Genomic DNA, 27,000 nt, shown 5'->3' on the forward strand with positions numbered 1-27,000 from the left:
CCTGCGCCTGCGGGCCGGCCGCCCCACCCGGAGAGTCCCACGTGCCCACGCCCCTGAAGAACGACCGTTTCCTGCGCGCGCTGCGCCGCGAGCCGGTGGACTGCACCCCGGTCTGGCTGATGCGCCAGGCCGGCCGCTATCTGCCGGAATACCGCGCCACCCGTCAGGCCGCCGGCAGCTTCCTGGCGATGGCCAAGACCCCCGAGATCGCCTGCGAGGTCACCCTGCAGCCGCTGCGCCGGTTCCCGCTGGACGCCGCGATCCTGTTCTCCGACATCCTCACCGTGCCCGACGCGATGGGGCTGGGGCTGCACTTCGTCGAGGGCGAAGGCCCGAAGTTCGAGCGCCCGCTGCGCAGCGTCGCCGACATCGACGCGCTCGCGGTGCCCGACATGGACACCGAACTGCGCTACGTGATGGACGCGGTACGCCTGATCCGCCGCGAGTTGGATGGCCGCGTGCCGCTGATCGGCTTCTCCGGCAGCCCGTGGACGCTGGCCTGCTACATGGTGGAAGGCGGCGGCAGCAAGGAATGGGGCAAGGTCAAGGCGCTGGCGCTGAACGAGCCGGCGGCGATGCACCGCCTGCTCGGAACCGTCACCGACGCGGTGGTCGCCTACCTCGCCGCGCAGCGCGCGGCCGGCGCGCAGGCGCTGCAGGTGTTCGACACCTGGGGCGGGGTGCTGTCGCCGGCGATGTACCGCGAATTCTCGCTGCCGTACCTGGCCCGCATCGCGCGCGAACTGAAATCCGCCGAGGTGCCGGTGATCCTGTTCGGCAAGGGCAACGCCCCGCACCTCGACGCGCTGTTCGCCAGCGGTGCCGACGCCATCGGCGTGGACTGGACGGTGACCCTGGAGGACGCCGCGCGCCGCGCCGGGGGCCGCGTCGCGCTGCAGGGCAACCTGGACCCGGCGATGCTGTACGGCCATCCCGAGGCGGTGCGCGCGCAGGCGCGCGCGGTGCTGGACAGCTACCGCGACGGCAACGGCGGCAGCCGCGAGGGCCACGTGTTCAACCTCGGCCACGGGATGTCGCCGGACATGGATCCCGAGCACGTGGCCGTGCTGGTGGACGAGGTGCACGCCTACAGCGCGCGCTGAGCCGGTTCCTGCCCTGCGGCGCGCGCGGCGAAGGCCTGGCGCAGCGCGCGCGCCAGCGCGGCGCCGCCGACCGGCTTACGCAGGAACGCGTCGAATCCCGCCGCCAGCGCCTGGCCCTCGGCCGCGGCGTCGGCGCGCGCGGTGACCGCCAGCAGCGGCGCCGCGAACCCCTGCGCACGCAGCATCCGCGCCAGCGCCAGGCCGTCCATCCCGGGCAGGTCGAGATCGAGCAGCGCGGCGTCGAAGCGGCCGCTGGCGACCTCCGCCAGCGCCGCCAGCCCGTGCGCCACGTGGGTGACCGCATGTCCCTGCGCGCGCAGCAACCCGGCCAGGGTCTCGGCCACGATCGCATCGTCCTCCACCAGCAGCAGCCGCTGCGGCGGCAGGACCTCGGCGGCGGGCGCCACCGCCGACGCGGCCGGCGCGGCCTCCGCCAGAGGCAGTTCGACCGTGAAGCGGGTGCCCCGCCCGGGCGCGCTGTCCACCGTGATGCGCCCGCCCATCGCCGCCGCCAGTTCCTGCGAGATCGCCAGGCCCAGGCCGCTGCCGCCATAGCGGCTGGCGGTGCGCACGCCCTCGGCCTGCTCGAAGCGGCGGAACAGGCGCGCGCGCTGCTCGGCATTGAGGCCGGGGCCGGTGTCGCTGACCTGCAGGCGCACCCCGTGCGGGGCCAGCGCCGCGACCTCCAGCCCGACCGTGCCCTGCTCGGTGAACTTGATCGCATTGCCGAGCAGGTTGAGCAGGATCTGCAGCACCCGGGTGCGGTCGCCGCGCAACACCGCCGGCGCATCCGCCGCCACCTGCAGACGGAAGTGCAGGCCCTTGTGCTCGGCCAGCGGCCCCATCAGGCCGGCGACGTCGTCGAGCACGCCCTGCAGCGGGAACGGCTCGTCCGCCAGTTCCAGCTTGCCCGCTTCGATCCGGGCCAGGTCGAGGGCGTCGTTGACCAGCCGCAGCAGGTGCTCGCCGGCATGCCGGATCGCCTCGACGTGGCGGCGCTGGCCGGGCTCCAACGGGGTCGCCGCCAGCAGCTCGGTCATCCCCAGCACCCCGGTCATCGGGGTGCGCACCTCGTGGCCGAGGGTGGCCAGGAAACGCGATTTCGCCTGCGAGGCCTGCTCGGCCAACTCGCGCTTCTGCTCGGCCATCTGCCAGGCATGGCGCCGGCGCAGGCGCTCGCGGTAGGCATGCGCCGCCCACAGCAGCAGCGCGGCCACGGCCAGCAGGTAGGCCAGCCAGGCCCACGGCGTGCGCCACCACGGCGGCGGCACCCGGAACGCGAGCACCTGCTCGCGCGCCGCGTTGCCGTCGGCGTCGCGCGCGCGCATGCGCAGCACGTACTTGCCGGGCGCCAGCCCGGTGAACACGCGGTCGCCGTTGCCCTCCATCGCCACCCAGCCGGCGTCGAACCCGTCCAGCCGCGACCAGTAGCGGTTGGACGGCGGATCCTGGAAGGCCAGCAGGCGCGCGCCGATGCGCAGTTCGCGGTCGTCCGCGCGCAGGCGCGGGGCGTCCGCCGCCAGCTCCTGCCAGTGGCCGTCGCGGCGCACCGCGAAGCGGTCCAGGCGCAGCGCGGGGGTGGCCGCCGGCGCGTCCGCGGCGGCGGTGTCGGTCAGCAGCAGGCCGCCGTCGGCGGTCGCCAGCGCCAGCACGCCGTCGGCATCCAGCGCGATCGCGCGGTCCTGGTATTCCTCGTTGGTGACGCCATCGTGCAGGCCCTCGCGGGTCAGCAGGCGGCGCGCCGGATCCCAGCGCCACAGGCCGCGCGCGGTGCTGATCCAGACCCGGTGCTGGGCATCCACCCGCAGCCCGGCGGCACCCAGCGCCGGCATCCCCTGCGCGCTGCCGATCTGCGCGAACGGCCGCCACTGCCCGCCGTCGCGGCGGTAGCCCTGCAGCCCGGACGCGCGCTGCACCCAGACCCGGTCGGGGCCGTCGAACGCGAGCGCATAGACCCGTTCGCCGCCGAACGCCGGCTGCGGCAGGAAGCGCCCGCGCGCCGGATCGAAGCCGGCCACGCCGCCGGCACCGGCGACCCACACCTCGCCGCGCGGGCCGACCACCAGCGCCTCGAGGTCGGCGTCGCCGAGCCCGGCGTCGGGACCGGCGCGCAGGTCGCGCAGCACCCGCCCGCTGGCCGGGTCGCGCTGCTGCACGCCGCCGCCCGGCGCCGACAGCCACAGGCTGCCGTCCGCCGCCTGCGCGAGCTGGTCGATCTGCCCGGGCGGCACCGCGTCCTGCGCGTCCTTGGGCAGCCATTCGTCGATCGCCCCGTCCACGCCGATCCGCATCAGCCCGCCGCGGTGGCCGATCCACAGCCGGCCGTCGCGGTCCTCCAGCACCGAGAACGGCTTGCGGGTCGCCAGCCGCGCCTGGCTGTCCTCGTCCAGCGCGCGGACCTGGCCGTCGCGCTCGAGCCGCTCGATCCGGCCGCCATAGCCGGCCAGCCAGAACCCGCCCCCATGCGCCGGCGCGAGCGCGCGGTACAGGCCGCCCTGCAGCCCGTCCTGGGCGCCGGCGTAGTAGGCGCGCTCGCGCCAGTCGCTGCGCTGGTAGCCGAGGCCGGCGCCGACCAGCGGCGCCCACACCGCGCCATCCGGGGTGGCGAGCACGGTCAGCACCGCGCGCGGGATGTCCGGGCCGGGGCCGCGCACCGGCTGCGGGGGCGCGTCGCCGTGCTGCCACCACAGCCCGCGCTGGCTGCCCAGCCAGCGGTCACCGGCGCGGTCGGTGGCGATCGCCATCAGCGCGTTCGGACGCTGGAACATCGCCGTCCACGGCGGCTGCCGCCAGCCCTGCGCACCGTGGATCCAGATCCCGGCGCCGGTGCCGATCCACAGCCCGTCCGGCTGCGGCGAGACCGCATACACCACCGGCGGGGTCTCCGCCCCGGGCAGCGGCACCGGAACGAAACCGCGGCCCTGCTGGCGCGCCAGCCCGGCGTCGGTGCCGACCCACAGCACCCCGGCGCGGTCCACGCCGAGGCTGACGATGGTGTCCGAGGGCAGGCCGTCGGCGGTGGTGTAGCGCTGCGAGCGCCCGTCCGCCTCGACCCGGGTCAGGCCCCCGCCGTAGCTGCCCAGCCACATCGTGTCGCCCTGCGCGGCCAGCGCCCAGACATCGTCGCTGCCGAGCGCGACCCCGCGCTCCTTGCGCAGCTGGCTGAACTGCCGGCGCGCCGCATCCAGCACCGCCACCCCGGCGCCTTCCACCGCGACCCACACGCGATCCCCGGCGTCGATCGCCAGCGCCTGCAGGTTGTTGCCCGGCAGCGCCCCGGCCTCGCCCGGCTGCGCGCGCCAGACCCGCATCTCGACCCCGTCGTAGCGCGCCAGGCCGTCGCCGGTGGCGATCCACAGATAGCCGGCGCGGTCGCGCGCGAGCGCCTTGATCTCGGTCGAGGGCAGGCCCTGGGCCGGGCCGATCACGCGGAAGCGCGGGCGCTCCGGCACCGCCGCCAGGGCCGAGGCCACGAGCGCGGCCAGCGCCAGCCCCAGCAGCCACCCGATCCCGCGCCGGCCCCTGCGTCCCGCCTGCATGCGTCCTCCCCTGCGCGGGCATGCTGGCAAGCCCGCGCCGGCGGCGCAAGCCGGTTCAGCCGGCCGCGCAGCATTCCGTGACCGCGGCCACGGCGAACGGCCAGTCCAGCTCGCGCGCGCCGCAGCGCAGCACCGGCACCCGCCGCCCGTAGCGCGCCTCCAGCTCCGGGTCGCCGTCGATGAACACGCTGCGGAACGCGGGCACCCGCGCCGCGGCCAGCACCGCCAGCGCCTGGTCGCACAGGTGGCAGTCGTCGCGCTGGTACAGGATCGGCTGCATCCTCGGGGTCCGCGGGCGGCCGTTCGCGCCAGGCCGGGCGCCTACAATACGCCACCTCCCCCTGCGCCCGCGCCATGGCCGTCAGCACCTTCGACCTGTTCAAGATCGGCATCGGGCCGAGCTCCTCGCATACCGTCGGGCCGATGCGCGCCGCCGCGCGCTTCGTGGAACGCTGGCTGGGCGAGACCGGCGCGCTGGAGCGCACCGCGCGGGTGCGTGCGGAGGTGTTCGGCTCGCTGGCGCTGACCGGCCGCGGCCACGGCACCGACAAGGCGATCCTGCTGGGGCTGGAAGGCCAGCAGCCGGACCGCGTCGACCCCGACCTAATCCCGCCCGCGCTGGCGCGCATCCGCGGCGAGAAGCGCCTGTCCCTGCTCGGCCGCCATCCGATCGCGTTCGACGAGAAGCACGACCTGGTGATGAACAAGCGCCAGAAGCTGCCGTTCCACACCAACGGCATGCGCTTCACCGCGTACGACGCCGACGGGCACGTGCTGGCGACCCGCGACTACTACTCGGTCGGCGGCGGCTTCGTGGTCAACCAGGACGAGGCCGCGGAGGACCGCATCGTGGCCGACACCACCGAGCTGCCGCACCCCTTCCACAGCGGCGCGGAGCTGTTGGCGCAGTGCCAGCGCAGCGGGCTCGGGATCGCCGCGCTGATGTTCGAGAACGAGCAGGCCTGGCGCAGTGCGGAGGACATCCGCGCCGGCCTGCGCGCGATCTGGCAGGCGATGCAGGACTGCGTGGCGCGCGGCATCCGCCAGCCGGGCGAACTGCCGGGCGGGCTGCACGTGGCACGCCGCGCGCCGGCGCTGTATGCGGAGCTGTCCGCGCGCCCGGAGGCGGCGATGCGCGACCCGCTGACGGTGCTCGACTGGGTCAACCTGTACGCGCTGGCGGTGAACGAGGAGAACGCCGCCGGCGGCCGCGTGGTGACCGCGCCCACCAATGGCGCGGCCGGGATCATCCCCGCGGTGCTGCACTACTACGACCGCTTCTGCCCCGGCGCCAGCGAGCAGGGCGTGTTCGACTTCCTGCTGACCGCCGCAGCGATCGGCATCCTCTACAAGGAGAACGCCTCAATCAGCGGCGCCGAGGTCGGCTGCCAGGGCGAGGTCGGGGTGGCCTGCTCGATGGCCGCGGCCGGCCTCACCGCCGCGCTCGGCGGCAGCTGCGCGCAGGTGGAGAACGCCGCCGAGATCGGGATGGAGCACAACCTCGGCCTGACCTGCGACCCGATCGGCGGGCTGGTGCAGATCCCGTGCATCGAGCGCAACGCGATGGGCGCGGTGAAGGCGATCAACGCCAGCCGCATGGCCCTGCGCGGCGACGGCAGCCACAAGGTGTCGCTGGACAAGGTCATCAAGACCATGCGCGACACCGGCCGCGACATGCAGGACAAGTACAAGGAGACCAGCCGCGGCGGGCTGGCGGTGAACGTCATCGAATGCTGAGCGCGCGCCTGCCGCTCACGGCCATCCGCGCGGCCCCGCCAGCGCCAGCGCCTCGTCCAGCATCGCCGCCGCGGTGACCTCGGCCCCGGCCCCCGGGCCGTGGATGCGCAGCGGCTGCCGTGGGTAGCGGTCGGCCCAGATCGCCACCCGGTTGTCGGTGCCGGCGCCGGCCAGCAGCGGGTCGCCCGCCGGCAGGATTTCCAGTGCGGCGCGCGCGCCCTGCGCATCCAGCCGGGCGACGTAGGCCAGCCGCCCGCCCTGCGCCTGCGCCCGCGCCAGCCGCCGCGCCCACGGCCGATCCAGGCGGTTGGCCGCCCGCGCGAACTCCGCCAGCGGCAGCCGCGCCAGCGCCGGCGGCAGCAGCGGCGCGATCCGCACCGCCTCCGGCTCCAGCCGCCAGCCCGCGCTGCGCGCCAGGATCAGCAGCTTGCGGCGCACGTCCGCGCCGGACAGGTCCTCGCGCGGGTCCGGCTCGGCATAGCCGGCCGCGCGCGCCTGCCACAGCAACTGCGAGAACGGCACGCCGCCGTCGTGCTGCTCGCACAGCCAGGCCAGCGAACCGGACAGCACCCCCGCCAGCGCGTGGATGCGGTCGCCGCCGGCGCGCAGGGCGCGCAGGCTGCGCAGGACCGGCAGCCCGGCGCCGACCGTGGCGGCATCGCCGTAGCGCGCGCCGCTGCAGGCCTGGGCCGCGTGGATCGCATCCCAGCGCGCCTGCGGGCCGCCGAGGCCGCGCTTGTTCGCGCTGACCACGTCGAACCCGCGCGCCAGCCAGTCCGCGTGCCGGGCCGCCAGATCCTCGGACGCGGTGGCATCCAGCACCACCGCCCGCCGCAGCCCGGCCAGCAGTGCCTCCGCCGGCCGCGCCGGGCCCGCCTCCGGCAGCGCAGCGGGGGCGAGGCCGTCGCCACTGCGCGCGATCCAGCACTGGCGAGTGTTGGCCACCGCATGCAGGCGCAGTGGCCAGCCGGCCTGCTGTCCGCGCTGCAGGCGCGCCAGCAGGGCGCGCCCGACCGCGCCGGTGCCGAGCAACACCAGCGGCCGCGGCGTGCTGGCCGGCCACGGACGCGGCAGCGCGCTCATGCCGGCACCGCCGTGGCCGCCGCAGCGGCCTTCGCCCTCTCCGTCACCGCCAGCGCCCGCGCGAGGGCGGCGTCCAGATCCGCAGCGAGATCCTCGAGCGCCTCGATCCCGACCGACAGCCGCAGCAAACCATCGCCGATCCCGGCGCGCGCGCGTGCCGGCGCGTCCATCGCCGCATGGGTCATGCTCGCCGGGTGCGCGATCAGGCTCTCCACCCCGCCCAGCGATTCGGCCAGGGTGAACCAGCGCAGCCCCTGCAGGAACGCGGCCACCGCCGGCAGGCCGCCGCGCAGCTCGAGCGCCAGCATCGCGCCGAAGCCGTGCTGCTGGCGCGCCGCCAGCGCATGCCCGGGATGGCTGGGCAGGCCCGGATAATGCAATGCGGTCAGCGCCGGATGCCCCTGTAGCCGCTGCGCCAGCGCCTGCGCATTCTCCTGGTGCACGCGCATGCGCGCCGGCAGGGTGCGCAGCCCGCGCAGGGTCAGGAAGCTATCGAACGGCGCGCCGGTCAGGCCCAGGCAGTTGGCCCACCACGCTAGTTCCGCGTGCAGCGCGGGATCGGCCGCCACCACCGCGCCGCCGACCACGTCGCTATGGCCGTTGATGTACTTGGTGGTCGAGTGCACCACCAGGTCGGCGCCGAACTGCGCGATCGGCCGCTGCAGGACCGGCGACAGGAAGGTGTTGTCCACCACCGCGCACGCGCCGGCGCGCTGCGCCGCTTCCACCACGTGGGCGAGGTCGGTGATGCGCAGCAGCGGATTGGACGGGGTCTCGATCCACACCAGCGCCGGCCGGGTCGCCAAGGCCTGCGCCAGCGCGTGCGGATCGCCGAAGTCGCAGGCGAGCACGGCGAACGCGCCCTTGCGCGCCAGCGCATTGAACAGCCGCCAGCTGCCGCCGTAGCCGTCGTGCGGCACCACCAGGGTGTCGCCCGCGCGCAGGCAGGCGTGCAGCACCAGCGCGACCGCCGCCATCCCGGACGCAGTCACCACCGCCCCGGCGCCGCCCTCCAGCTCCGCCAGCGCCTGCGCGAGCAGGTCGCGGGTCGGGTTGCCGCTGCGGGTGTAGTCGTAGGCGCGCGGCTGGCCGAGACCGGCGAAGCTGAAGTTGCTGGACAGCACCAGCGGCGGCGTCACCGCGCCGTGCGCGGGATCGGCATCGATCCCGGCGCGCACCGCGCAGGTCGCCGCGTGGCCGCGGCCGGCGCTCATACCGACGCCCCGCTGCATTCGCCGGCCTCCGCGGCCGGCGCACGCGGCGGCGGCGGATCCAGCTCCGCGGCCAGCAGCGCGTCCACCCGCGCGGTCTCCTTCAGGAAGGCATCGTGGCCGTAGGGCGAGCGCAGGATCCGCAGCCGGCTGCCGGGGCCGAGCGCCTCCACCAACGCCACCGCATCCGCGAGCGGCACCAGGCGGTCGCCCTCGACCGCGATCACCGTGGTCGGCACCTGCACCTGCGCCGGATCGACCCGGTGCAGGTCGATCGATTCCGACAGCCGCAGCCACGCGGTCACCGCGGTGCGCGCCACGAAGCGCGCGCCGGCCGCCTCCAGATAGTCCTCGGCGGCCACCCGCACCCGCCCGTTGACCAGCCGCGGCGGCGCGGCGAAACGCTCGCCGAACTCCTCCGGGGTGCGATAGCTGAGCATCGCGAACTGGCGCGCCAGCGACAGCCCGGCCGCGTCCGCGCACTGCAACTGGCCGAGCGCGACCGCCTGCCGCTGCAGCGCGCGCCAGGCGCTGGCATAGGGATGCGGCCGGTGCGCGCCGCTGACCGCGATCAGCCGCTGCAACCGTTGCGGGTGGCGCGCCGCCAACTGCAGCCCGACCAGCGCGCCGTAGGAATAGCCGATGAACGCCTCCAGCCGCGGGATCGCCAGCGCCTCCAGCAGCAGCGCCAGCGCGTCGGCCTGGTCGGCGGTGTCCAGTGGTACGTCGAGCGTGCCGTCCGCGCCGAGGTAGTCCACGCCGAGCACACGCCGGCCGGGCGGGGCCAGGGTCCGGCCGGGATCGAGCAGGCCCTGGACCCAGCCCGGGCTCGGATCCTCCGCATGCGCCGCCGCATGCCGGTGCGCGGAGATGCCGCCGGCCAGCGCGACCACCGGCGCCTCCTCCGGCCCGACCAGTTCGTAGCGCAGGCGCACCCGCTGCGCGCCGGCATGGCGCAGCACCAGCACGGCGTCGAGTTCGCCGCGCCGGACCGGACCCGGCATCGGCAGGCCGGTGCGCATCGCGCCGATCGACGGCGGCGTCACGGCGGTGGCAAGCGGCGGGCGGTCGTGCTGGGGCATGGCGCGGCTCCGGTGGGATGAGGCCATCGGGCAGCGCGAGGATCCGGAAGGCCGGCGGTGCCGGCAGCGCGGGCGCCCGCCCGCGGCCATCTTCCGGGGACAGGGCCCCGCAGGACTTGGCACCGCGACCGCCTTGCGCGGTCCGGTTGCCCCGGCGTCCTCGGGCCTGTCCCTCAGCCGGTCTCGATGGTGGCCGCAGCATGGACGCATCTGCGCCGCTTGTCAATCGCTTCATCCGAATGAAGCGATCAAATAACCACCCGGGCATGTCGACCCCCGCGGCGGGACATACTGGCCGCGTGCTCCCGCCCGCCCGTCCCGCGACCCCATTCCGACTGCGCGCCTGCGCGGTGCTGGCGGCGCTGGCCGCCGCGTGGCCGACCGCGGCGGCCGGGCCGTCCCTGGCAGCCAGCGAGGCCGAGGTCGTGCTGCAGGTGCTGCCGGAGGGCGAGGGCCTGCTGGTCGTGGCCGACAACCGCCTCGCCGGCCCGGTCGAGGTGCTGCTGTCGGCCCCGGGCCTGCCGCAGCTGGCGGCCGATCCCGCGCTGCCGGCGCGCGCCACGGTCGCCGCCGGCGCGCGTGAGCCGCTGGCGCGGCTGGATCCCGCCGCAGGCGTGGACCCCCTGCCCGCGCTGCGGCTCGCGGTGGTGCCGGGCGACCCGCGTGCCCGCCCGCGCGACGTGCTCTACCAGCGACCGGTCGCGGGCGGGCCGCCGCGCATCGACCAGGGCGAGGACGGCCCCTACAGCCATGCCGACGCGGAGAACCGCCATGCCGTCGATTTCGCGGTCCCGGTCGGCACCCCGGTGCTGGCCGCGCGCGCCGGGGTGGTGATGCAGGTCGAGGCCCGCCATCGCGGCGGCGGGCTGGACCCGGTGCGCGACCGCGCGCGCGCCAACTTCGTGCGCATCCTGCACGACGACGGCAGCATGGCGCTGTATGCGCACCTCGCCCCGGGCGGCGTGCGCGTGCGCCCCGGCCAGGCGGTCGCCGCCGGCGAGCCGATCGCCTGGTCGGGCAACACCGGCTACAGCACCGGCCCGCACCTGCACTTCGCGGTGCAGGTCAACCGCGGGCTCCGGCTGGTCTCGATTCCGTTCCGGATGCCCGGGGTGACCGCGCCCGCGGCACCCCGCGCGCCCTGAGCGCGCGCCGCCGCAGTCAGGCTAGGGCGACACCAGGCCGCGCCGCGCGGCCTCGAGGGTGGCCTCGGCGCGACTGCCCACCGCGAGCTTGCGGTAGATCTCCTTGAGGTAGTCCGCCACGGTGTGCCGCGACAACCCCAGTGCCTGCGCGACCTCGGCCGCGGTCATGCCCTTGGCCACCAGGCGCAGCACCTCGGTCTCGCGCGCCGTCAGCGGCACCTCCTGCGGCGCGGCCGCGGGCTGGAAGTGCCGCAGCAGCCGCCGCGCGATCGAGGCCGACAGCGGCGGCTGCCCAGCCGCGATCCCGCGCAGCATCGCCGCCAGCGCAGTGCGGTCGTGGTCCTTGAGCACGTAGCCCTGGGCGCCGGCACGCAAGGCCGGGAACAGGTGCGCGTCGTCGTCGAACACGGTGGCGACCACGCAGACGCAGGCCGGGGCCCGCTGCGCCAGCGCCGCGATCAGCGCGACGCCGCTGCCATCGGGCAGCCCAAGGTCGACCAGCGCCAGCTCGGGAGCGGGATCGAGCTGCGCCATCGCCTCGCCCAGGCTGCCGGCGCTTGCAACCGCGACCTCCGGGAAGGCGACTGCGACCGCCGCCTCCAGCCAGGCGCGAGCCTCCGGCTGGTCGTCCACCACCAGCGCGCGCCGGAACAGGGGCGCACTCATCCGGCATCCTCCAGCGGCACCCGCAGCAGCACCTTGGCGCCGCCCCAGGTCCCCGGCTGCCAGTCGATCCGGCCGTGCAGCGCCTCGGCGCGCGCGCGCATGCTGCGCATCCCGGTCCCCGCCGCGGGCGCGGCCGCCACGCCTGCGCCGTCGTCGGTCACGTCCAGCCACAGCTCGCCCGCCTGCAGGCGCACCCGGATCCGGATGCAGTGCGCCTGCGCGTGGCGGATGGCGTTGCTCAGGGCCTCGCGCACGATCCGGTGCAGGTGCAGGGCACGGCCGGTGTCGAGCACCGGATCGGGCAGATCGGGCGCCTGCTCCCAGCGCAACTCGCCGCCGACCGCGGCCAGGCGCTGGCCGGCCTCGGCGCGGATGTCGGCCAGCACGTCGGCGAGGGTGCCGGGGGTGCCGCGCGAGCGCGTCACCACGTCGCGCAGGTCCTGCAGGATCGCGCGTGCGAGGTCCGCCTGCAGCGGCGACTCCGCGCGGTAGATCAGGGTCAGCAGCTTGGCGCCGAGGTCATCGTGCAGGTCGGCGTAGATGCGCTCGCGCTCCGCCGCGACCGCGGGCGCCGGATCCGGCGTCGGCGGCAGCGCCGCTTCGGCGCGCGGCCTCCGCCACAGCCGCCAGCCGAGCAGCAGGCAGCCCAGGCTCGCCGATAGCGCCCATGCCCACAGCAGGGGGGCCGCCATGCTCAACCCTCCGCGTCCGGGAATTCGGCGCGCAGCGCCGCCGCCTGCGCGGCCAGGCCCAGCTGCGCATAGGCGCTGGCAAGCAGTTGCGCGGCTTCGCGCGTGCGCGGATGCGCCGGCCCCTGGCGCGCGCGCAGGGCGGCCAGCGCCGGTTCCAGGCGCGTGCGCGCGCGCGCCGGGTCGCCGAGGGCGAGGTCGGCGCGCGCGGCATTGGCGAGGATCGCCGGATAGTTGGGATGGTTGCGCCCCATCGCGTCCGGTGCCAGCGCCAACGCCGCGTCCCAGACCTCGCGCGCGGCGCGCGCCTGGCCGCTGCCGAGCAGGGCCAGGGCCAGCACGTTGCGCGCGGCGACTGTGTCCGCATCCGCCTGGCCCTGCTCGCCGGCGATCACCGCGCGCGCCAGTGCCTGCGCCTCGTCGTTGCGACCCTGCTTCTGCAGCGCGGTGGCCAGCATCACCCGCACCACCCGCCCGCTGCGCCCGCCGTCCTCGCCGCGCTGCTGCAGCGCCTGCAGTTCCTCGCGCAGCAGCGGCTCGGCCAGCTCCGGCCGGCCGAGGGTGTTGTAGGCCGCCGCCAGCTGCGAGCCCGCCGACAGCGTCAGCCGGTGCTGTGGCCCGTAGCGCGCGCGGCGCTTGGCGTGCACCTCGGCATACAGCGCCACCGCCTGCTCGAGCCGGCCCTGGCGGTGCAGGGTCTGGCCGAGCACCTTCTTGGTGTAGAGGGTCTGCGGGTGGTCCGCGCCGAGCCGCTGCGATTCGGAGGCCAGCACCTGCCGGATGAGTGCCTCGGCCTGGGCGAACTGCCCGGCGTTGTTGAGCGCGAAGGCAAGGTTGTGGCGCAGCACGTCGGTCAGTTCCGCCCGATCGGGCAGGCCAGCCAAGCGCGGGTCGGCCAGCAGGGCGCGGTCGAGCGCGATGGCCTCGTCCTGCCGGCCGGCCTGCTCCAACCCCTGCGCACGCAGCACCCCGGTGCGCAGGGCCAGCGCCTGCGCCCACGGCTCGGGGCGGCGTGCCAAGCGCTGCTGCAGGGCGTCCGCGAGCGCGAGCGTGCGCGCGGGATCGTCGCCGCGCGCGGCGTCCTCCAGGCGCACGTAGTCGGCCTGCAGTTGCTCGCGGCTGTCGGCACCGAAACCCGCGCGCAGCCAGCCGTCGGCGCGGTCGAGCAGGGCCTGCGCCCGCGCGCCCTCGCCCAGCGCGCTCCAGGTCCGCGCCAGCAGCATCGCCACCTGCCCGCGCACGCGGGTCGCGTCGTGGCCGTCGCCCAGGGTGCGCTCGGCGCGCTGCAGGACTTCGCGCAGCGGCATGTCGGCGGAGCCGCCGGCATCCGGGTCGGCCTCCGCCAACATGCGCTCGACGAAGCCGTTGACCGCCGCCAGCTCGGCCACCCGCGCTTCGGCCTCGGCCAGGGCCGCGCGCGCCTGGCGTGCCGCGCGCACGCTGACCACGGTCGCCACCGACAGCGCCAGCACGATGCTGGCGACCGCCGCCGTCAACGCCCGGTGGCGGCGCACGAAGCGACCGGCCCGGTACAGCGCGGTCGGCGCGCGCGCCTGCACCGGGCGTGCCTCCAGCACCGCTTCGAGGTCGTCCGCGAAGGCGCCGGCGCTGGCATAGCGGCGCTCCGGCGCACTCTCCAGTGCCTTCATCACCACCCGCTCGAGGTCGCCGCGCGCGCGCCGGTTGAGCCGCCCCAGCGGCAGCGGCGACTGCCGGCGGACCACGTCGAGCGCCTCGAACAGGGTCGATGTGGTCAGCTCCGGATGCGGCAGGCGGCCGCCGAGCAGCTCGTAGCCGATCGCGCCCAGCGCGTACACGTCGCTGCGCGCATCCGCGGCATGGCCCTGCCCGGCCAGTTGCTCCGGGCTCATGTACGGCAGGCTGCCGAGCACCTGCCCGGCCTGGGTCATCTCGCCGCGCGCGTCGTCCTGCAGGCGGGCGATGCCGAAGTCGAGGATCTTCGGCTGTCCGTGCGGGTCCACCAGCACGTTCGACGGCTTGAGGTCGCGGTGCACGATCCCGCGCTGGTGCGCGTAGTCCACCGCACGCGCCAGCCGGGCCAGCAGCGCCACCCGCGCGCGCAGGTCCGGCTGCGCCTGCTGCAGGTAGCGGCGCAGGTCCGGACCGCGCACCACCTCCAGCGCGAACCACGGCGTCGGCAGCCCGCCCAGCTCCTCTTCGCCGGCGGCGTACAGGCGCACGATGCCGGGATGCTCGAGGCGGGCGAGGATCTCCACTTCCCTCCGGAAGCGCTCCAGCGCGCCGCGGGAGAGCCCGCGCACGACCTTGAGCGCGACCTCGCGCGGCGGATGCGCCTCGCGCGCGAGGTAGACCCGCCCCATCGCGCCCTCGCCGAGCAGGCCCAGGATCTCGTACGGGCCGATCCGCGGCGGCAGGCCGGCGCGCGCCTGCGCCTGCGGATCCAAGCCCTGCGTGGCGTCGTCCTGCATGCCCTTCCCCGAAAGCGGCCCCACCCCAGCCGGTATAATTCCACAATGTCAGACGTCGCCACCGAAGCCGCGCGCCGGCGCACCTTCGCCATCATCTCCCACCCCGACGCGGGCAAGACCACCCTCACCGAGAAGCTGCTGCTGTTCGGCGGGGCGATCCAGATGGCCGGCAGCGTCAAGGGCCGCAAGGCCGCGCGCCACGCGACCTCCGACTGGATGGCGCTGGAGAAGGAGCGCGGGATCTCGGTCACCAGCTCGGTGATGCAGTTCCCCTACGCCGGACGCATCGTCAACCTGCTGGACACCCCCGGCCACGCCGACTTCGGCGAGGACACCTACCGCGTGCTCACCGCGGTGGACTCCGCGCTGATGGTGATCGACGTGGCCAAGGGCGTGGAGGAGCGCACCATCAAGCTGATGGAGGTCTGCCGCCTGCGCGACACCCCGATCATGACCTTCGTCAACAAGCTCGACCGCGAGGGCAAGGACCCGGTCGAGCTGCTGGACGAGATCGAATCGGTGCTCGGCATCCAGTGCGCGCCGGTGACCTGGCCGATCGGCATGGGCAGCCGCCTGAAGGGCGTGGTGCACCTGGTGACGGGCGAAGTGCACATGTACGAGCCGGGCCGCAACTTCACCCGCCAGGATTCCACCATCTTCCCGTCGCTGGAGGCGCCGGGGGTGGAAGCCGCGATCGGCGCCGATCTCCTGGCCGAGCTGCGCGAGCAGCTGGAACTGGTGCAGGGCGCCAGCCATCCGTTCGATGCCGCAGCCTACCTCGCCGGCCGGCAGTCGCCGGTGTTCTTCGGCTCGGGCGTGAACAACTTCGGCGTGCAGCCGCTGCTGGACTTCTTCGTCGAGCATGCGCCGGCGCCGCGCGCGCGCGCCACCACCACCCGCGAGGTGCTGGCCAGCGAGCCGAAACTCACCGGCTTCGTGTTCAAGATCCAGGCCAACATGGACCCGCAGCACCGCGACCGGGTGGCCTTCATGCGCATCTGCTCCGGCGAGTTCCGCGCCGGCATGAAGGCCTTCCACGTGCGCAGCGGCAAGGAGGTCAAGCTGGCGAACGCGCTGACCTTCATGGCCTCCGACCGCGAGATCGCCGACAGCGCCTTCCCCGGCGACGTGATCGGCATCCACAACCACGGCACCATCGCGATCGGCGACACCTTCAGCGAAGGCGAGCCGCTGGCCTTCACCGGCATCCCCAGCTTCGCGCCGGAGCTGTTCCGCCGCGCGCGCCTGCGCGATCCGCTCAAGCTCAAGCAGTTGCAGAAGGGCCTGGCGCAGCTGTCCGAGGAAGGCGCGACCCAGTTCTTCAAGCCGCTGATGAGCAACGACCTGATCCTCGGCGCGGTCGGCATGCTGCAGTTCGACGTGGCCGCCTACCGGCTGAAGGACGAATACGGGGTCGAGGCCGCGTTCGAGCCGGTGCAGGTCGCCACCGCGCGCTGGATCCGCTGCGACGACGCGCGCGCGCTGGAGGAATTCCGCGAGAAGAACGCGCTGCACCTGGCGCTGGATGCCGCGGGCGCCCTGGTCTACCTCGCGCCCTCGCGAGTCAACCTGCAACTGGCGCAGGAGCGCGCGCCCAAGGTGCAGTTCCTGGCCACCCGCGAACACGCGCAGGCCGTCGCGGTCTGAGCGCCCGCAACGCCAGCGGTTCGTGGTGCGCCTGTCGAACCATGCAGGGACTGCCCCACGACGCGCCCAGGCGCCCGCACGGGCGCCGCGCGGTCAGGACGCGATGTAGCGCTGCAGTTGCTCCAGCTGCTGCTGCTGTTCCTCGATCACCGCCTTGACCAGGTCGCCGATCGACAGCACGCCGACCACCTGGCCCTGTTCCAGCACCGGCAGGTGGCGGATGCGGCGGTCGGTGACCAGCTGCATGCAGTGCTCCACGGTGTCGCCCGGCGCCACCGTGGCCAGTTCGCCGGTCATGATCTCGCGCACCGGGGTGTCCTGCGAGGCGCGCCCGAGCAGCACCACCTTGCGCGCGTAGTCGCGCTCGGACACCAGCCCGACCAGGCGCGGCCCGTCCATCACCAGCAGCGCGCCGATGCCGTGCGCGGCCATCCGCCGCAGCGCCTCCAGCACCGGCGCATCCGGCGCGATCGCGTGGACTTCAGGGGACTTGTCCGCCAGCAGTTGCCGTACCGTGCGCATGGGATTCTCCTTGCGTTGCGGGGGACTGCGGCAAGCATACGCCCGCCGGCGGGCGCCAGTCCTCCACCAGGTACAGCGGGCGCTGCTTGGCCTCCTCGTACAGCCGCCCGAGGTACTCGCCGATCAGCCCGAGCGCGATCAGCTGCACCCCGCCAAGCAGCAGGATGACCGCCATCAGCGAGGGCCAGCCGGCCACCCGATCGCCCCACAGCAGGGCCTTGACCACCACCCAGGCGGCGTAGGCGAAGGCCAGCAGCGCGGTCGCCAGCCCGAGGTAGGTGGCCACCCGCAGCGGGGCGGTGGAGAAGCTGGTGATGCCCTCCAGCGCGAAGTTCCACAGCTTCCACAGGTCGAACTTGCTGGCGCCGGCCACCCGTGGCCCGCGCCGGTAGGGGATGGCGGCGCGGCGGAACCCGACCCAGCCGAACAGGCCCTTCATGAAGCGGTGGCGCTCGCGCAGGGTGCGCAGCGCGGCCAGCGCGCGCGGCGACAGCAGCCGGTAGTCGCCGGTGTCGCGCGGCACCGGGGTGCGCGAGAGCCGCCCGATCACCCGGTAGAACAGGTGCGCGCTGGCGCGCTTGAGCCAGCCCTCGCCGTCGCGCCCGGTGCGGGTGCCGTGGATGTCGTCGTAGCCCTCGCGCCACTTGGCCAGGAAGGCCGGCAGCAGCTCCGGCGGGTCCTGGCCGTCCGCATCCACGATGAAGGCCGCACCGCGGGTGACATGGTCCAGCCCGGCGGTCAGCGCCGCCTCCTTGCCGAAGTTGCGCGACAGCCGCAGCAGCGCGACCCGCGCATCCTGCGCCTGCAGCCCCTGCAGCACCTCCCAGGTGCCGTCGCTGCTGCCGTCGTCGACGTACAGCACGCGCGCGGCCAGGCCGTCGGCCTCGGCCGCGGCCAGCGCGGCCTGCACCCGCGGATGCAGCAGCGGCAGCGCCGCGGCCTCGTTCCAGGCCGCGACCACCACGGTGACGCAGCGCTCCTCGACGGGCAGCTCGTGCATGCGCGGATCGTGCCCGATCACGGCAGCACCTGCAGCCAGGCGGGGCCGCCGAGCAACTGCATCTGGCGCTGGATCTGCGCGCTGCGGCGCTGCACGTAGGGCCCCGGGCGGGCGGCATCGTAGCGCCGCGGGCTGGGCAGGACCGCGGCCAGGCGCGCGGCCTCGGCGGCCGTCAGCGCCGCGGCGTCCTTGCCGAAGAACCGCCGCGCCGCCGCCTGCGCGCCGTACACGCCGTCGCCGAACTCGGCGATGTTGGCGTACATCTCGAGGATCCGCCGCTTCGGCCACAAGGCCTCGATCAGCACCGTGTACCAGGCCTCCAGCCCCTTGCGCAGCCAGCGCAGCGGGCCGCGGCCCTGCCACAGGAACAGGTTCTTGGCCACCTGCTGGCTGATGGTGCTGGCCCCGCGCAGGCGCCGCACCGGGGTGCCGCGCCGCTCCGCGCGCGCGATCATGCGCGCGTTGTGCGCCTGCGCCTGCTCGATCGCGGCGAAATCGAAGCCGTGGTGGCGGGCGAAGTTCTGGTCCTCCGCCGCGACCAGCGCCAGCGGCAGCTGCGGCGACAGCCGGTCCCAGCCGCGCCAGTCGTAACGCAGGCGGAAGCCGACGTCGCCCTGCATCCAGGCCTCGGCCTGGCGGATCGCCATGAACATCGACCCCGGCGGGTCCACCCAGCGCAGCAGCAGCACCTGCAGCACGCTGAACGCCAGCGCCAGCAGCGGCAGCTTCCACCACCACCCGCGCAGGCGTGCACGCCAGCCGCTCACGCCGCGCCCCGCCACGGCCGCCCCTTGCCGATCCGCATCCCGATCCCCATCTGCACCGGCATCCTCGATGCCGCCCGATTATCCGCAGGCGCGGCCGCCACCGGTACCCCGCATGTCCCCTGCCGCGCCCCAAGCCGATCTGTTGTCCCGTTTCCTGCTGCCCGGCGCCGGCGTGCGCGGGGTGGCCGTGCATCTGGACGCCACCTGGCGCCAGGTGCGGGCGCGCGCGGACTATCCCGCGCCGGTCGCGGTCTGGCTGGGCCAGGCGCTGGCGGCCTCGGCGCTGTTCACCGCGCATGCCAAGGTCGAGGGCCGGCTGTCGGTGCAGCTGCGTGGCAGCGGTGCGCTGCGCACCCTGTTCGCCGAATGCACCGCGGCCGGTACCCTGCGCGGCATCGCCCGCCTGGCGGAGGATGCCGCCGCGGTGCCGGACCGGCTGCGCGCGCTGGGCGATGACGCCATGCTGGCGATCACCATCGAGAATCCCGGCCTCGGCCAGCGCGATGCGCTGCGCTACCAGGGCGTGGTGCCGCTGGCCGCGGACGATCTGGCCGGTGCATTCGAGGCCTACTTCCGCCAGTCCGAACAGCTGCCCACGCGGATCCTGCTGGCCTGCGACGACCAAGGCGCCGCGGGCCTGATGCTGCAGGCGCTGCCGGGCGACGGCGGCGACGCCGACGGCTGGACCCGGGTGGGCGCGCTGTTCGACACCCTCGGCGCTGACGAACTGCTCGCCGTGCCCCCCGACCGCCTCATCCACCGCCTGTTCCACGAGGAGCAACCGCAGGCCCTGGGCGAACGCCCGCTGCGCTTCGGCTGCTCCTGCTCGCGCGACCGGGTCGGGGCGATGCTGGTCGCCCTCGGCCGCGCCGAGGCGGAGGCCGCGGTCGCCGCCGGCGGCGGCGAGGCGGTGGTGCAATGCGAGTTCTGCGGGCAGACCTACCGGTTCGATCCGGCGCAGGTCGCGGCGCTCTTTGCCGACTCCGAACGCGCCCTGCCGCTGGAGGCCCCGCGGCTGCATTGAGGCGCCCGCGGCGTGTTGCGGGCTTGTTAAGGATTCATAAATGCGCTAGGCTGCCCTCGTCATTCCCCGGAACTCCGCCGCCCGCCGGCTGTCCCAACCGCGCCATGCGCCTGCCCGTTGCCACCGCCCTCGCTGCCCTGGTCGCCCTGGCCCTCGCCAGCGGCGGCGCGCTGGCGCAGGCCAAGGCCAAGCCGGGCACGCGCGACGCCGCGGTGGTGCCGGTCCTCAACCGCGACAGTGGCAAGCTCGAGGCCGTGCTGCTGCTGGAGCCGGCGACCACCGCCAGCGGCGTCGGCGCGCGCTGGCGGTTCGGCAGCACCACCCTGGAAACCACCTACGGCCTGCAGCGCGGCAGCTCGCTCGCCCTGCTGTGCGACCAGCGCGGCGGCCTCGCCAGCGGCATCGGCCAGCTCGCCAGCAACTGCGTGCTGGCCGCGCTCGACGGCGACCGCAGCGCCCAGCGCAGCAGCGCCGGCCTCGCGCTGGCCCGCGACGGCGGCCGGGTCGGGCTCAGCCTCGGCAGCGAGCGCTCCGGCCTGCTGCCGGCGTGGCTGACCCCGGCGCAGGTGCCCGGCCGGGTGCAGGGCAGCGACCTGTCCCTGTTCGCCGAGAAGAGCATCGGCCGCGAGGCCTACGTCAGCGTCGGCGGCACTCTCGCCCGCGCTAGGCTGGTGCCCGCCGCCGACGTGCCGCAGCTGGCGGACGAATGGAACACCCGCAGCCTGAGCATCGGCGGCGGCTACGGCGCGTTCAGCGCCAGCATCGTCGGCCGGGTGGTCAACGTCCCCGGCGGCAGCGAAGCGTTCAAGGGCCTCGGCCTCGGCCTCAGCTGGCGCACCCCGTGGAGCGGCGAGCTCACCGTCGGCGCCGACAACGTGGTCACCAGCGGGCGCAACCCGTTCTCCGCCGCCGGCGGCAAGAACGAAGACGGCACCGTGCCGTACATCCGCTACCAGCAGGATCTCTGAGCTAGGTGAGCGCGGGCGGGGCGATCGTGCGCTCCCCGGCGCGATGCCACGTCGTCGCCACAACGCCGGCGTGCGCCCTACCCCGGAATTTTGGCGAGCCCGCGCAATAGCGGCCCGAGCCACTTCTCGTAAGGCTTCCACTTGGGCACGTCGCGCCGATCAAGGCCACCACGCACTTGGACCGCGCTGGCAGTCGCCACCGGTCGCGCACTTGCGCGCGGATCTGACATCCGCTCGATGTAGTCGATTCCACAAAACTCCGCGACCGCCTTCATGGTCCGGCGCGGATCGGCGACCAGTTCGGAGTACGCCACATTCAGTATCCGGCCCGGATAGCGGCTCTCCCACTCTTGCATCAAACGCGCATACAACTGGTACCACTCTGCCAATTCATCCTGATCATACGAATAGGGATTGGCGTCCGAGAAAAGCTCGCGCAGGTTCGAAAAACACACCTCGACCGGATCCCTCACCATGTGCAAGATGCGGGCATCGGGCAGCGCCTCGCAGATGAAACCAAGATTGAGGAAATTGGATGGCAATTTGTCTGTGAACGCGCGCGCAGTTCCGACTCGCCACTGCAAGCCATCAAGATAGCGTTTCCCTACCTCGCGAAAATCGATGGCTCTTGCACGCACCACGATCTCACGGTCGATCACGCCGCGACAGTGATGGTCGGTGGCATATCGCATTGCAGTGGTGAAGTCGTAAAGCTCCCCGGTGCAAATGACATCCTCGCTTGCATCCAACATTTGTTCCAGCAAGGTCGTGCCAGAGCGATGCATGCCAAGGATGAATATTGGGCGCGTGCGCCCATGGCAGCCGCTATCGGTGTCATGTCCAGTTTTTGGCCGCCAATCATGGAGCTCGTCGAACAGGCGCCTGGATTCCGCACGGTCATATCCGAGCATCGCACGCTTCGCATTGCATCCCTCTACCAGTGCCTGCCATGCCCCGGCGAAATCGCCAAGGTCGTCCAGCTCTTTGTGTAACGCAAAACCGAGCAATGCCTTCGCATCCGAGCCGCTCTGCGCCTGATGCAACCTCCTCCGCAACGCGTCGATCTGATTGTCGTTCAGACTTGCCTTGCGAACATGCGCCAGATGCCAATAGGCCTGCGGCAACTCAGGCGCACGCTTGATGCAGCGCTCGAAGCAGCGCCTTGCTTCATCCAGGCGGCCGAGATAGGTCAGGACCTGACCCCGCGAGACCAGCGTGGGAGGATAATCTGGATCGGCACGGTAGGCTTCGTCGAGGAACTTGATCGCGAGCTCCTGCCGGTTGAAGTATGACCACTGTGCGGCATACGAGAGCAGTAGCGGAATTGGCATGTCCACGAGCCTGCCCGATGCCGCCACCAGTTCCTCCAGCAGCCCTGCCTCGTTGAAGGTCCTCAACCGGGCCGCGAGCTGGACCCGCGTATGTACATTACGCGGCTGCAGGGCAAGTGCGCACAATGTTGCAACCCTAGCTGTGCGATAGCTGCCCTCCAGCGACAACTGGTAGGAATAGTTCACGAACCCCGCAGCCTTGCGCTCCGGCTCCACGCCGACCGCGGCGACCAACGTCCGCAATCCGGGCAAATCCCTGGCTTCGGCCTGGGGCTGCGCATACGCCAGCAACTTACGTAGAGCGTCCGGAACAGGATTTTGCTGCATCACTATGCTTCCTTCGACAGTTGCCGCTGTGCCCGTTCGACTTCAGCCTCAAGCGGGGCCAGGTACTGCGCATAGCGCCGCCACTGTTCTACGTGACGTGTGCTCACCCCCTGCCTGACTTGCACCGTGCTGGCGGTCGCCACGACCGCATCAGATCCGGTTCGGGCGAATTCTCGCTCAGGCAACGAAAGCCAGCCCGCCAACTTAGCCGCCATGCCAGACGGAGCAGCGACGAATTCCTCGTAGTTCACGATCAGCACACGCTCCGGGAACGATGCCTGCAGTAGCTCAACCAGCATGTCATAGCGTACCCAGCGTCTTGCGACTGCCTCGAATTCGTAACTGTAGTAGTAGGAATTGCCGAACCATTCCTTCAGGTTCGACCAACACGCATCCATCGCTCCCCGACGAAGCGCCAACACACGCAAGCTCGGAATCGACGCCAGTGCCGCAGCCGCTATCAAGTAGTTCTCAGGCCATTTGTCGATGTAGGCATCGGCTCCGCCCGCCCTCCACTGGGTGTGGTGCAAATAGCGGTTTCCTACTTCCGCCAATTGCGGATCACCTAGCGCGCCCATCAAGGCCGGGTCGGGATGCGGAGGCCCGGGTAGGTCCACTGACCAGCGCATCTGGAACACGAAATCACGCAGCTCACCTGCGGCGACTACGGAATACTCCCGGCACAGGCTCTGTTCAACCACCGTCGTCCCGGTGCGTGGCAAGCCAACGATCATGATCGGACGCGGCCCACTGGTGTGGCTTCCTGGCGCGACAGGATCAGTAGCAGCCCAGCGTCGGATCCCGTCGGCGGCACTCTGGAATAATGCGCACTCATCGGCTTCCGAGTGCCGCACTTGGGCGCGCCGCGTTCGTACAGCCTCGCACAGCACCGGCCACGCATGCTGGATGTCATCGTTTGCGTCCAGCTCTTGAAACAGGCTGTAAAGCACCAACGGAGTGTCCGCGTGCGCCTCACCCAATGTTTTATGCAGCTTCCGTAGGTAGTCGATTCGCTCACTACGCCTGTCCGCGCGCCTGAGCTTGGCATGAGCCCAGTACGTCGGCACGAAGTTGGGATCCAGATCCAAGGCCTCCTGCAGCATCCTGGCCGCATGATCCAGGTCTCCGAGGTACATGGCATTCAGCCCCTCTAGGTAGGCCGCACCAGCGGTACGCGGCAACCCACGATGACGGGCCCCAGCCAACAGCCGCAGGCACGCCCGCGGTTCCATCCAGTCCGACAAGAGCATCGCGGTCTGTGCAAGCAGCGGGACGGGTGCGCCCGCATCCAAGAGACTCTCCGCGGATGCGAGCGCAAGCCTGGTTTCTCCAAGCTGGAAAGCCAGACGGCACGCTGCGGCCAGCAGCGTAGGCTCGGTAGTCAGTTTTGGATGTAGCTGCAGGAATTCCGCGGTCGCCCGGCGCAGCGCGCCTGCGTTGTAGTCGAGCTCGAGCAAGCGGAAGCGGGCATGCGCCGCATAGGCAGGATGCACGGCGAGCTCCGTATAGAGTGCACGGGCCTGTTCATGCCGCCCCGCCCGGTACGCCCGCTCCGCCTCCTGCCAATGCTGTGGAGAAGTCATGCCTACCTCCATTGATGAAACTAGACGGCACCAGCCGAGCCCTGCAAAAAAGACGGCCGCGCAAGGCGGCCGTCCAAAGCAGCATCGATGCAGACGGATCAGAAGTCGTACTGCACCATGAAGCGGACCGAGCGGGGCGTCTGATAGCCGGTCGCCGACTTCCACACGTTCGGCTGCCAGTTCGCCGAGGCATCCTCGCCATGCTCTTCGACGCTGACGACGCCCTGATTGTTGAAGACGTTGAACACGTCGACCTTGAAGGTCAGATGCTTGTCGGCGAACGCCGGGCGCCAAGCGACGTTCAGGTCGAGCTTGCGGGTCCACGGGGTGGTCCCGGCGGTGCCGCGCGGCACCAACTGGCCCTGGCAATAGAAGTAGCTGTTGCCATAGCCAGAGTTGACCGGATGGAAGCCAAAGCAGTTGATCGGGCGCCCCGACTGGACCAGCAGGTTGGCACCGACGGTGATGGTGTCGGTGATGTCGTAGCTGCCGTACAGCTTCAGGCTGTGGCGACGATCGTTAGGCAGATAGCCATACGCACCTTCCATGAGCTCCGGGTAGTCGAAGTCCTGGGTGGTGCCAGTATCGGCCTGGCCGATATCGGACTTCACGCCACCTTCGGTATTGCCGATGCTCTTGGCAAAGGTGTAGGAGCCCTGCATGAACGCACGGTCCCAGTGCCCTTCGAAGAACACTTCGAGCGCGGTGTACTTGCGCTTCGCCTTCGGACCGAGCTGGTCGGCGGTCAGATGCACCTCTTCCAGCTGGCCATCCCCGTTGATGTCCATCTTGAAGGTCGCGTCACGACCCGGGTTGTACAGGTGGCAGAACGCAAAGCCGGGGTTGTAGACAGCGATATCGTTCGGCTGGGTCTTGTCCTGCGGCTCGATGAAGATGCCGCCAGCATCGCTGAAGCCGTTGGCCAGCGCCCAGGCGATGATCGGACGATAATCGCAGTTGTCATCGATCGCGGCCTTCAGATCGCGATGGATGGCGCGCACACCCAGGGTGAAGTGGTCGGTCAGTTCCTTCTGCAGGCCGATGATGAACTCATCCTGGTACATCGGCTTGAGATTCAGATCCGCAATGGTCTGCGGATTCTTGCCCACCCCGAACTCGTTGTTCAGATAGCGGATCGGCCGGCCGTTGTTGGGATTGTTGATCAGGGTGAGCCCGGTCGGCGCACCGGTCACCGGGTCGATGCCGGTGTAGGTGTAGAACTGCTCGCTGTAGAGGGACTTCGAGGCGCCGCGGACGGCAACGGTCGCAGTCAGCGGAAGCGCATAGCGGCCCGCATTCCCGAAGACCTTGAAGCTGGAATCGCCGTAGACATCCCAGCTGAAGCCGAGGCGCGGGGCGAACTGGTTGTTGATCTTGACAAAGGTCTGACCGTCGCCGTTCTTGTTCTCGAAGGTATCCCAGCGCGCGCCCAGATAGGCCACGAAGTTGGGCGTGATCGACCACGAATCTTCGATGTAGAAGGCGCGCTGGTCGACCGCAACGGTGGAACCCGACTGGAACACGCGCTTGCGCACCACTTGGTTTTCACCGGTGAAGCCGGTCGCCGCATAACGACCGTAGCGCCAGACGATGCCGCCGGAGTAGGACTCGCCCGCCACCGACTTGAAGTTGTCGACGTCGATACCGCCGCGGATCAGATGGCTGCCGAGCTGCCATTCGGCATCGATCCGGTACTGATCGCGGGTGTCCTTCGCATCCGGACGACCGAGGAAGTTGGCCAGCGCGCAGCCGGTGATCGGCGGCACCAGCTTGTTGACCGCCGACGGGCGCGCATCGACGATCACCGGGCAGCCGCTGACCGCGCTGCCCACTTGGCCGTTGTAGCTGTTGACCAGGCCGGTCGAAGTCACCGAGTAGTTGCTGCGCGCGGACTCGCCGTGACCAGCCAGCGCCGAGATGGTGAAGTTGTCGGTGATGTAGCCGGTGTACTTGGCGATGTAGATGTTGCCGCCGAACTTGTCGTACTCGGTACCCTTGTACTGATTGAAGGTCGGATTAGTCGGCAGGATGGGATCGGAATAGTTGGTCGAGTAGTACTTGGTCTCGTACTTGCGCTCGTCCGAAATTCCGGTGAACTCGAGGATGTTGTTGTCGTTGATGTTCCAGTCCAGCTTGAGCACCCAGTTCGGCTGCTTGCTGCTCTCCGCGGTGCTGAAACCGCGAGTGGAGGACATGGTGTTGCTGTCATCCTGCTTGGTGTACTGGATCAGGCCGTAGGCAAACAGACGGTCCTTGACCAGCGCGCCACTGGCCCAGACGGCGCCGACCAGGGCCGTGCCGACGGTATTGTTCGAGCGATCGGCACGGAGGGTGCCGTCGTTCAGGTAGAAGTTCTTCGGGGTGGCGTTCAGGCTTTCCGGGGTCCAGAACAGATTGCCGCCGGCCTTGAACTCGTTGGTGCCGCGCTTAGAGATCTGGTTCACGACGCCGCCGGTCGAGCGGCCGAACTCGGCCCCGTAGCCACCCGTCTTGACCTGCTGCTCGGCCACCGCCTCGAACGGAATGCGTGCGAACCCCAGGTTGTTGAAGGTGTTGGTGATGTTGAAGCCGTTGAAGTAGTACTGGTTCTCGGCCACGGACGAACCGCCGAACGAGGCGAGATTGCCGAACGCGGCATCGCCGCGCACCGTGCCGGGCGCCAGCAGGGCCACCGAAGTAGCATCGCGCTGCACCGGGATGCGCGCGATCTGCTGGGCCGTCAGAATCGTGGTGGACTCGACCGAGGACACATCGATCGGGTTGATCGCACCAGTCCCGACCACGGTGACCGCGTCAAGGGTCTTGGCATCGCCACCGACGAAATCGATGTTACTCGCGCTACCCACGTTGACCGTGACATTGCGCGCATTGCCGCCGTTGCGGGTGATCTGGTACTGGCCGGTAGGCAGCTGGGAGAAGCGGTAGCTGCCGTCAGCGCCGACCGTCGTCGTGCGGCTGAAGCCGGTGGCCGGATTGGTGATGGTGATGGTGTCGCCAGCAGTGGCGCGGCCGGTCACAGCACCCGCGGTGTTGCTCTGCGCCTGCACGCCGCCAGCGAAGCAGACGCCGAGGGCGACCGCCAGGGCGCTGCGCTTGAGGCCCTTCGCGAAGTAGTTGGAAGCCATG

The 27,000-nt window shown here is 71.9% G+C and carries 20 protein-coding genes and 1 riboswitch; of the genes, 6 read left to right on the forward strand and 14 right to left on the reverse strand.

Going from position 1 to position 27,000, the window contains the following annotated elements; genetic code table 11:
- Positions 1-41 precede the first annotated feature (41 nt).
- Positions 42-1,103, forward strand: a complete 1,062-nt coding sequence (hemE, locus tag ML340_RS07130) for a uroporphyrinogen decarboxylase (RefSeq protein WP_240098144.1) — start codon at positions 42-44, stop codon at positions 1,101-1,103.
- On the opposite strand, the gene ML340_RS07135 is transcribed toward hemE, so the two are convergent.
- Together ML340_RS07135 and ML340_RS07140 are read right to left on the reverse strand one after the other, a co-directional pair.
- Positions 1,088-4,642 (reverse strand): hybrid sensor histidine kinase/response regulator, encoded by a 3,555-nt coding sequence (locus ML340_RS07135; protein WP_240098146.1) that lies wholly within the window; start codon positions 4,640-4,642, stop codon positions 1,088-1,090. The two genes, hemE and ML340_RS07135, sit on opposite strands and share 16 nt — an antisense overlap.
- A gap of 55 nt (positions 4,643-4,697) precedes the next feature.
- Positions 4,698-4,922 (reverse strand): glutaredoxin family protein, encoded by a 225-nt coding sequence (locus ML340_RS07140; RefSeq protein WP_240098148.1) that lies wholly within the window; start codon positions 4,920-4,922, stop codon positions 4,698-4,700.
- Between the two features lie 74 nt (positions 4,923-4,996).
- Here ML340_RS07140 and ML340_RS07145 point away from each other — a divergent pair, with 74 nt between their 5' ends.
- Positions 4,997-6,379 carry an L-serine ammonia-lyase gene (locus ML340_RS07145; RefSeq protein ID WP_240098150.1) on the forward strand — a complete coding sequence of 461 codons (1,383 nt, stop codon included), beginning with the start codon at positions 4,997-4,999 and terminating at the stop codon, positions 6,377-6,379.
- Between the two features lie 15 nt (positions 6,380-6,394).
- Here the strand turns inward: ML340_RS07145 and ML340_RS07150 are convergent, their stop codons facing one another.
- Genes ML340_RS07150 through metX form a run of 3 tightly spaced genes read right to left on the reverse strand, consistent with a single transcriptional unit; the run spans position 6,395 to position 9,695 of the window.
- Positions 6,395-7,462: a homoserine dehydrogenase family protein gene (locus ML340_RS07150; RefSeq protein ID WP_240098152.1), complete on the reverse strand. Its 1,068-nt coding sequence runs from the start codon at positions 7,460-7,462 to the stop codon at positions 6,395-6,397.
- Positions 7,459-8,676: a cystathionine gamma-synthase gene (gene metB, locus ML340_RS07155; RefSeq protein WP_240098154.1), complete on the reverse strand. Its 1,218-nt coding sequence runs from the start codon at positions 8,674-8,676 to the stop codon at positions 7,459-7,461. The genes ML340_RS07150 and metB overlap by 4 nt, the downstream gene beginning before the upstream one ends.
- Complete coding sequence (gene metX / locus ML340_RS07160; RefSeq protein WP_240098362.1) at positions 8,673-9,695, reverse strand: homoserine O-succinyltransferase MetX; 1,023 nt, start codon at positions 9,693-9,695, stop codon at positions 8,673-8,675. The genes metB and metX overlap by 4 nt, the downstream gene beginning before the upstream one ends.
- Positions 9,696-9,838: 143 nt before the next feature.
- Positions 9,839-9,948: riboswitch (SAM riboswitch) on the reverse strand.
- Between the two features lie 106 nt (positions 9,949-10,054).
- Here metX and ML340_RS07165 point away from each other — a divergent pair.
- Positions 10,055-10,900, forward strand: a complete 846-nt coding sequence (locus ML340_RS07165; RefSeq protein WP_240098156.1) for a M23 family metallopeptidase — start codon at positions 10,055-10,057, stop codon at positions 10,898-10,900.
- Between the two features lie 21 nt (positions 10,901-10,921).
- Here ML340_RS07165 and ML340_RS07170 read toward each other — a convergent pair whose 3' ends face one another.
- Genes ML340_RS07170 through ML340_RS07180 form a run of 3 tightly spaced genes read right to left on the reverse strand, consistent with a single transcriptional unit; the run spans position 10,922 to position 14,705 of the window.
- Positions 10,922-11,566, reverse strand: a complete 645-nt coding sequence (locus ML340_RS07170; RefSeq protein WP_240098158.1) for a LuxR C-terminal-related transcriptional regulator — start codon at positions 11,564-11,566, stop codon at positions 10,922-10,924.
- On the reverse strand, positions 11,563-12,258 hold the full coding sequence (locus tag ML340_RS07175) for a sensor histidine kinase (protein WP_240098160.1): 696 nt from the start codon (positions 12,256-12,258) through the stop codon (positions 11,563-11,565). Before ML340_RS07175 ends, ML340_RS07170 begins: the two co-directional genes overlap by 4 nt.
- Before the next feature lie 2 nt (positions 12,259-12,260).
- The gene (locus tag ML340_RS07180) at positions 12,261-14,705 is read right to left on the reverse strand and encodes a serine/threonine-protein kinase (RefSeq protein ID WP_240098162.1); all 2,445 of its coding nucleotides are present in this window, start codon (positions 14,703-14,705) and stop codon (positions 12,261-12,263) included.
- Positions 14,706-14,750: 45 nt separating this feature from the next.
- Between ML340_RS07180 and ML340_RS07185 the strand changes: the two genes are divergently transcribed.
- Positions 14,751-16,352 carry a peptide chain release factor 3 gene (locus ML340_RS07185; protein WP_240098165.1) on the forward strand — a complete coding sequence of 534 codons (1,602 nt, stop codon included), beginning with the start codon at positions 14,751-14,753 and terminating at the stop codon, positions 16,350-16,352.
- A 93-nt stretch (positions 16,353-16,445) separates the two neighbouring features.
- On the opposite strand, the gene ML340_RS07190 is transcribed toward ML340_RS07185, so the two are convergent.
- Genes ML340_RS07190 through mtgA form a run of 3 tightly spaced genes read right to left on the reverse strand, consistent with a single transcriptional unit; the run spans position 16,446 to position 18,641 of the window.
- Entirely contained in the window at positions 16,446-16,874 is a 429-nt protein-coding gene (locus tag ML340_RS07190; protein WP_240098167.1) for a CBS domain-containing protein, read from the reverse strand.
- The gene (locus ML340_RS07195; protein ID WP_240098168.1) at positions 16,834-17,874 is read right to left on the reverse strand and encodes a glycosyltransferase family 2 protein; all 1,041 of its coding nucleotides are present in this window, start codon (positions 17,872-17,874) and stop codon (positions 16,834-16,836) included. Before ML340_RS07195 ends, ML340_RS07190 begins: the two co-directional genes overlap by 41 nt.
- 17 nt (positions 17,875-17,891) lie before the next feature.
- Positions 17,892-18,641 (reverse strand): monofunctional biosynthetic peptidoglycan transglycosylase, encoded by a 750-nt coding sequence (gene mtgA / locus ML340_RS07200; protein WP_240098177.1) that lies wholly within the window; start codon positions 18,639-18,641, stop codon positions 17,892-17,894.
- A gap of 112 nt (positions 18,642-18,753) precedes the next feature.
- Here mtgA and hslO point away from each other — a divergent pair, with 112 nt between their 5' ends.
- Both hslO and ML340_RS07210 read left to right on the forward strand, forming a co-directional pair.
- Positions 18,754-19,665: an Hsp33 family molecular chaperone HslO gene (hslO, locus tag ML340_RS07205; RefSeq protein ID WP_240098179.1), complete on the forward strand. Its 912-nt coding sequence runs from the start codon at positions 18,754-18,756 to the stop codon at positions 19,663-19,665.
- A 137-nt stretch (positions 19,666-19,802) separates the two neighbouring features.
- Positions 19,803-20,633: an XOO1806 family protein gene (locus ML340_RS07210; RefSeq protein ID WP_240098364.1), complete on the forward strand. Its 831-nt coding sequence runs from the start codon at positions 19,803-19,805 to the stop codon at positions 20,631-20,633.
- A 77-nt stretch (positions 20,634-20,710) separates the two neighbouring features.
- Here the strand turns inward: ML340_RS07210 and ML340_RS07215 are convergent, their stop codons facing one another.
- The 3 genes from ML340_RS07215 to ML340_RS07225 form a co-directional block, all read right to left on the reverse strand.
- Positions 20,711-22,291: a tetratricopeptide repeat-containing sulfotransferase family protein gene (locus ML340_RS07215; protein WP_240098181.1), complete on the reverse strand. Its 1,581-nt coding sequence runs from the start codon at positions 22,289-22,291 to the stop codon at positions 20,711-20,713.
- 2 nt (positions 22,292-22,293) lie between these two features.
- The gene (locus ML340_RS07220; protein ID WP_240098183.1) at positions 22,294-23,874 is read right to left on the reverse strand and encodes a tetratricopeptide repeat-containing sulfotransferase family protein; all 1,581 of its coding nucleotides are present in this window, start codon (positions 23,872-23,874) and stop codon (positions 22,294-22,296) included.
- A 98-nt stretch (positions 23,875-23,972) separates the two neighbouring features.
- Complete coding sequence (locus ML340_RS07225) at positions 23,973-26,999, reverse strand: TonB-dependent receptor (protein ID WP_240098184.1); 3,027 nt, start codon at positions 26,997-26,999, stop codon at positions 23,973-23,975.
- Between the last annotated feature and the right edge of the window lies 1 nt (position 27,000).

This window comes from Thermomonas flagellata, from assembly GCF_022419185.1.
GTDB classification, from domain to species: Bacteria; Pseudomonadota; Gammaproteobacteria; order Xanthomonadales; family Xanthomonadaceae; genus Thermomonas; species Thermomonas flagellata.

Excerpts from the sequence above, each read along its gene's own strand:
- ML340_RS07190 (WP_240098167.1), bottom strand. The coding sequence starts at position 16,874 with ATGCGCACGGTACGGCAACTGCTGGCGGACAAGTCCCCTGAAGTCCAC.
- ML340_RS07150 (WP_240098152.1), bottom strand. The coding sequence starts at position 7,462 with ATGAGCGCGCTGCCGCGTCCGTGGCCGGCCAGCACGCCGCGGCCGCTG.
- ML340_RS07135 (WP_240098146.1), bottom strand. The coding sequence starts at position 4,642 with ATGCAGGCGGGACGCAGGGGCCGGCGCGGGATCGGGTGGCTGCTGGGG.
- ML340_RS07185 (WP_240098165.1), top strand. The coding sequence starts at position 14,751 with ATGTCAGACGTCGCCACCGAAGCCGCGCGCCGGCGCACCTTCGCCATC.
- hslO (WP_240098179.1), top strand. The coding sequence starts at position 18,754 with ATGTCCCCTGCCGCGCCCCAAGCCGATCTGTTGTCCCGTTTCCTGCTG.
- ML340_RS07140 (WP_240098148.1), bottom strand. The coding sequence starts at position 4,922 with ATGCAGCCGATCCTGTACCAGCGCGACGACTGCCACCTGTGCGACCAG.
- ML340_RS07220 (WP_240098183.1), bottom strand. The coding sequence starts at position 23,874 with ATGACTTCTCCACAGCATTGGCAGGAGGCGGAGCGGGCGTACCGGGCG.
- ML340_RS07180 (WP_240098162.1), bottom strand. The coding sequence starts at position 14,705 with ATGCAGGACGACGCCACGCAGGGCTTGGATCCGCAGGCGCAGGCGCGC.
- ML340_RS07225 (WP_240098184.1), bottom strand. The coding sequence starts at position 26,999 with ATGGCTTCCAACTACTTCGCGAAGGGCCTCAAGCGCAGCGCCCTGGCG.
- ML340_RS07175 (WP_240098160.1), bottom strand. The coding sequence starts at position 12,258 with ATGGCGGCCCCCCTGCTGTGGGCATGGGCGCTATCGGCGAGCCTGGGC.
- ML340_RS07145 (WP_240098150.1), top strand. The coding sequence starts at position 4,997 with ATGGCCGTCAGCACCTTCGACCTGTTCAAGATCGGCATCGGGCCGAGC.
- metX (WP_240098362.1), bottom strand. The coding sequence starts at position 9,695 with ATGCGCACCGGCCTGCCGATGCCGGGTCCGGTCCGGCGCGGCGAACTC.
- ML340_RS07215 (WP_240098181.1), bottom strand. The coding sequence starts at position 22,291 with ATGCAGCAAAATCCTGTTCCGGACGCTCTACGTAAGTTGCTGGCGTAT.
- ML340_RS07170 (WP_240098158.1), bottom strand. The coding sequence starts at position 11,566 with ATGAGTGCGCCCCTGTTCCGGCGCGCGCTGGTGGTGGACGACCAGCCG.
- ML340_RS07195 (WP_240098168.1), bottom strand. The coding sequence starts at position 17,874 with ATGCACGAGCTGCCCGTCGAGGAGCGCTGCGTCACCGTGGTGGTCGCG.
- metB (WP_240098154.1), bottom strand. The coding sequence starts at position 8,676 with ATGAGCGCCGGCCGCGGCCACGCGGCGACCTGCGCGGTGCGCGCCGGG.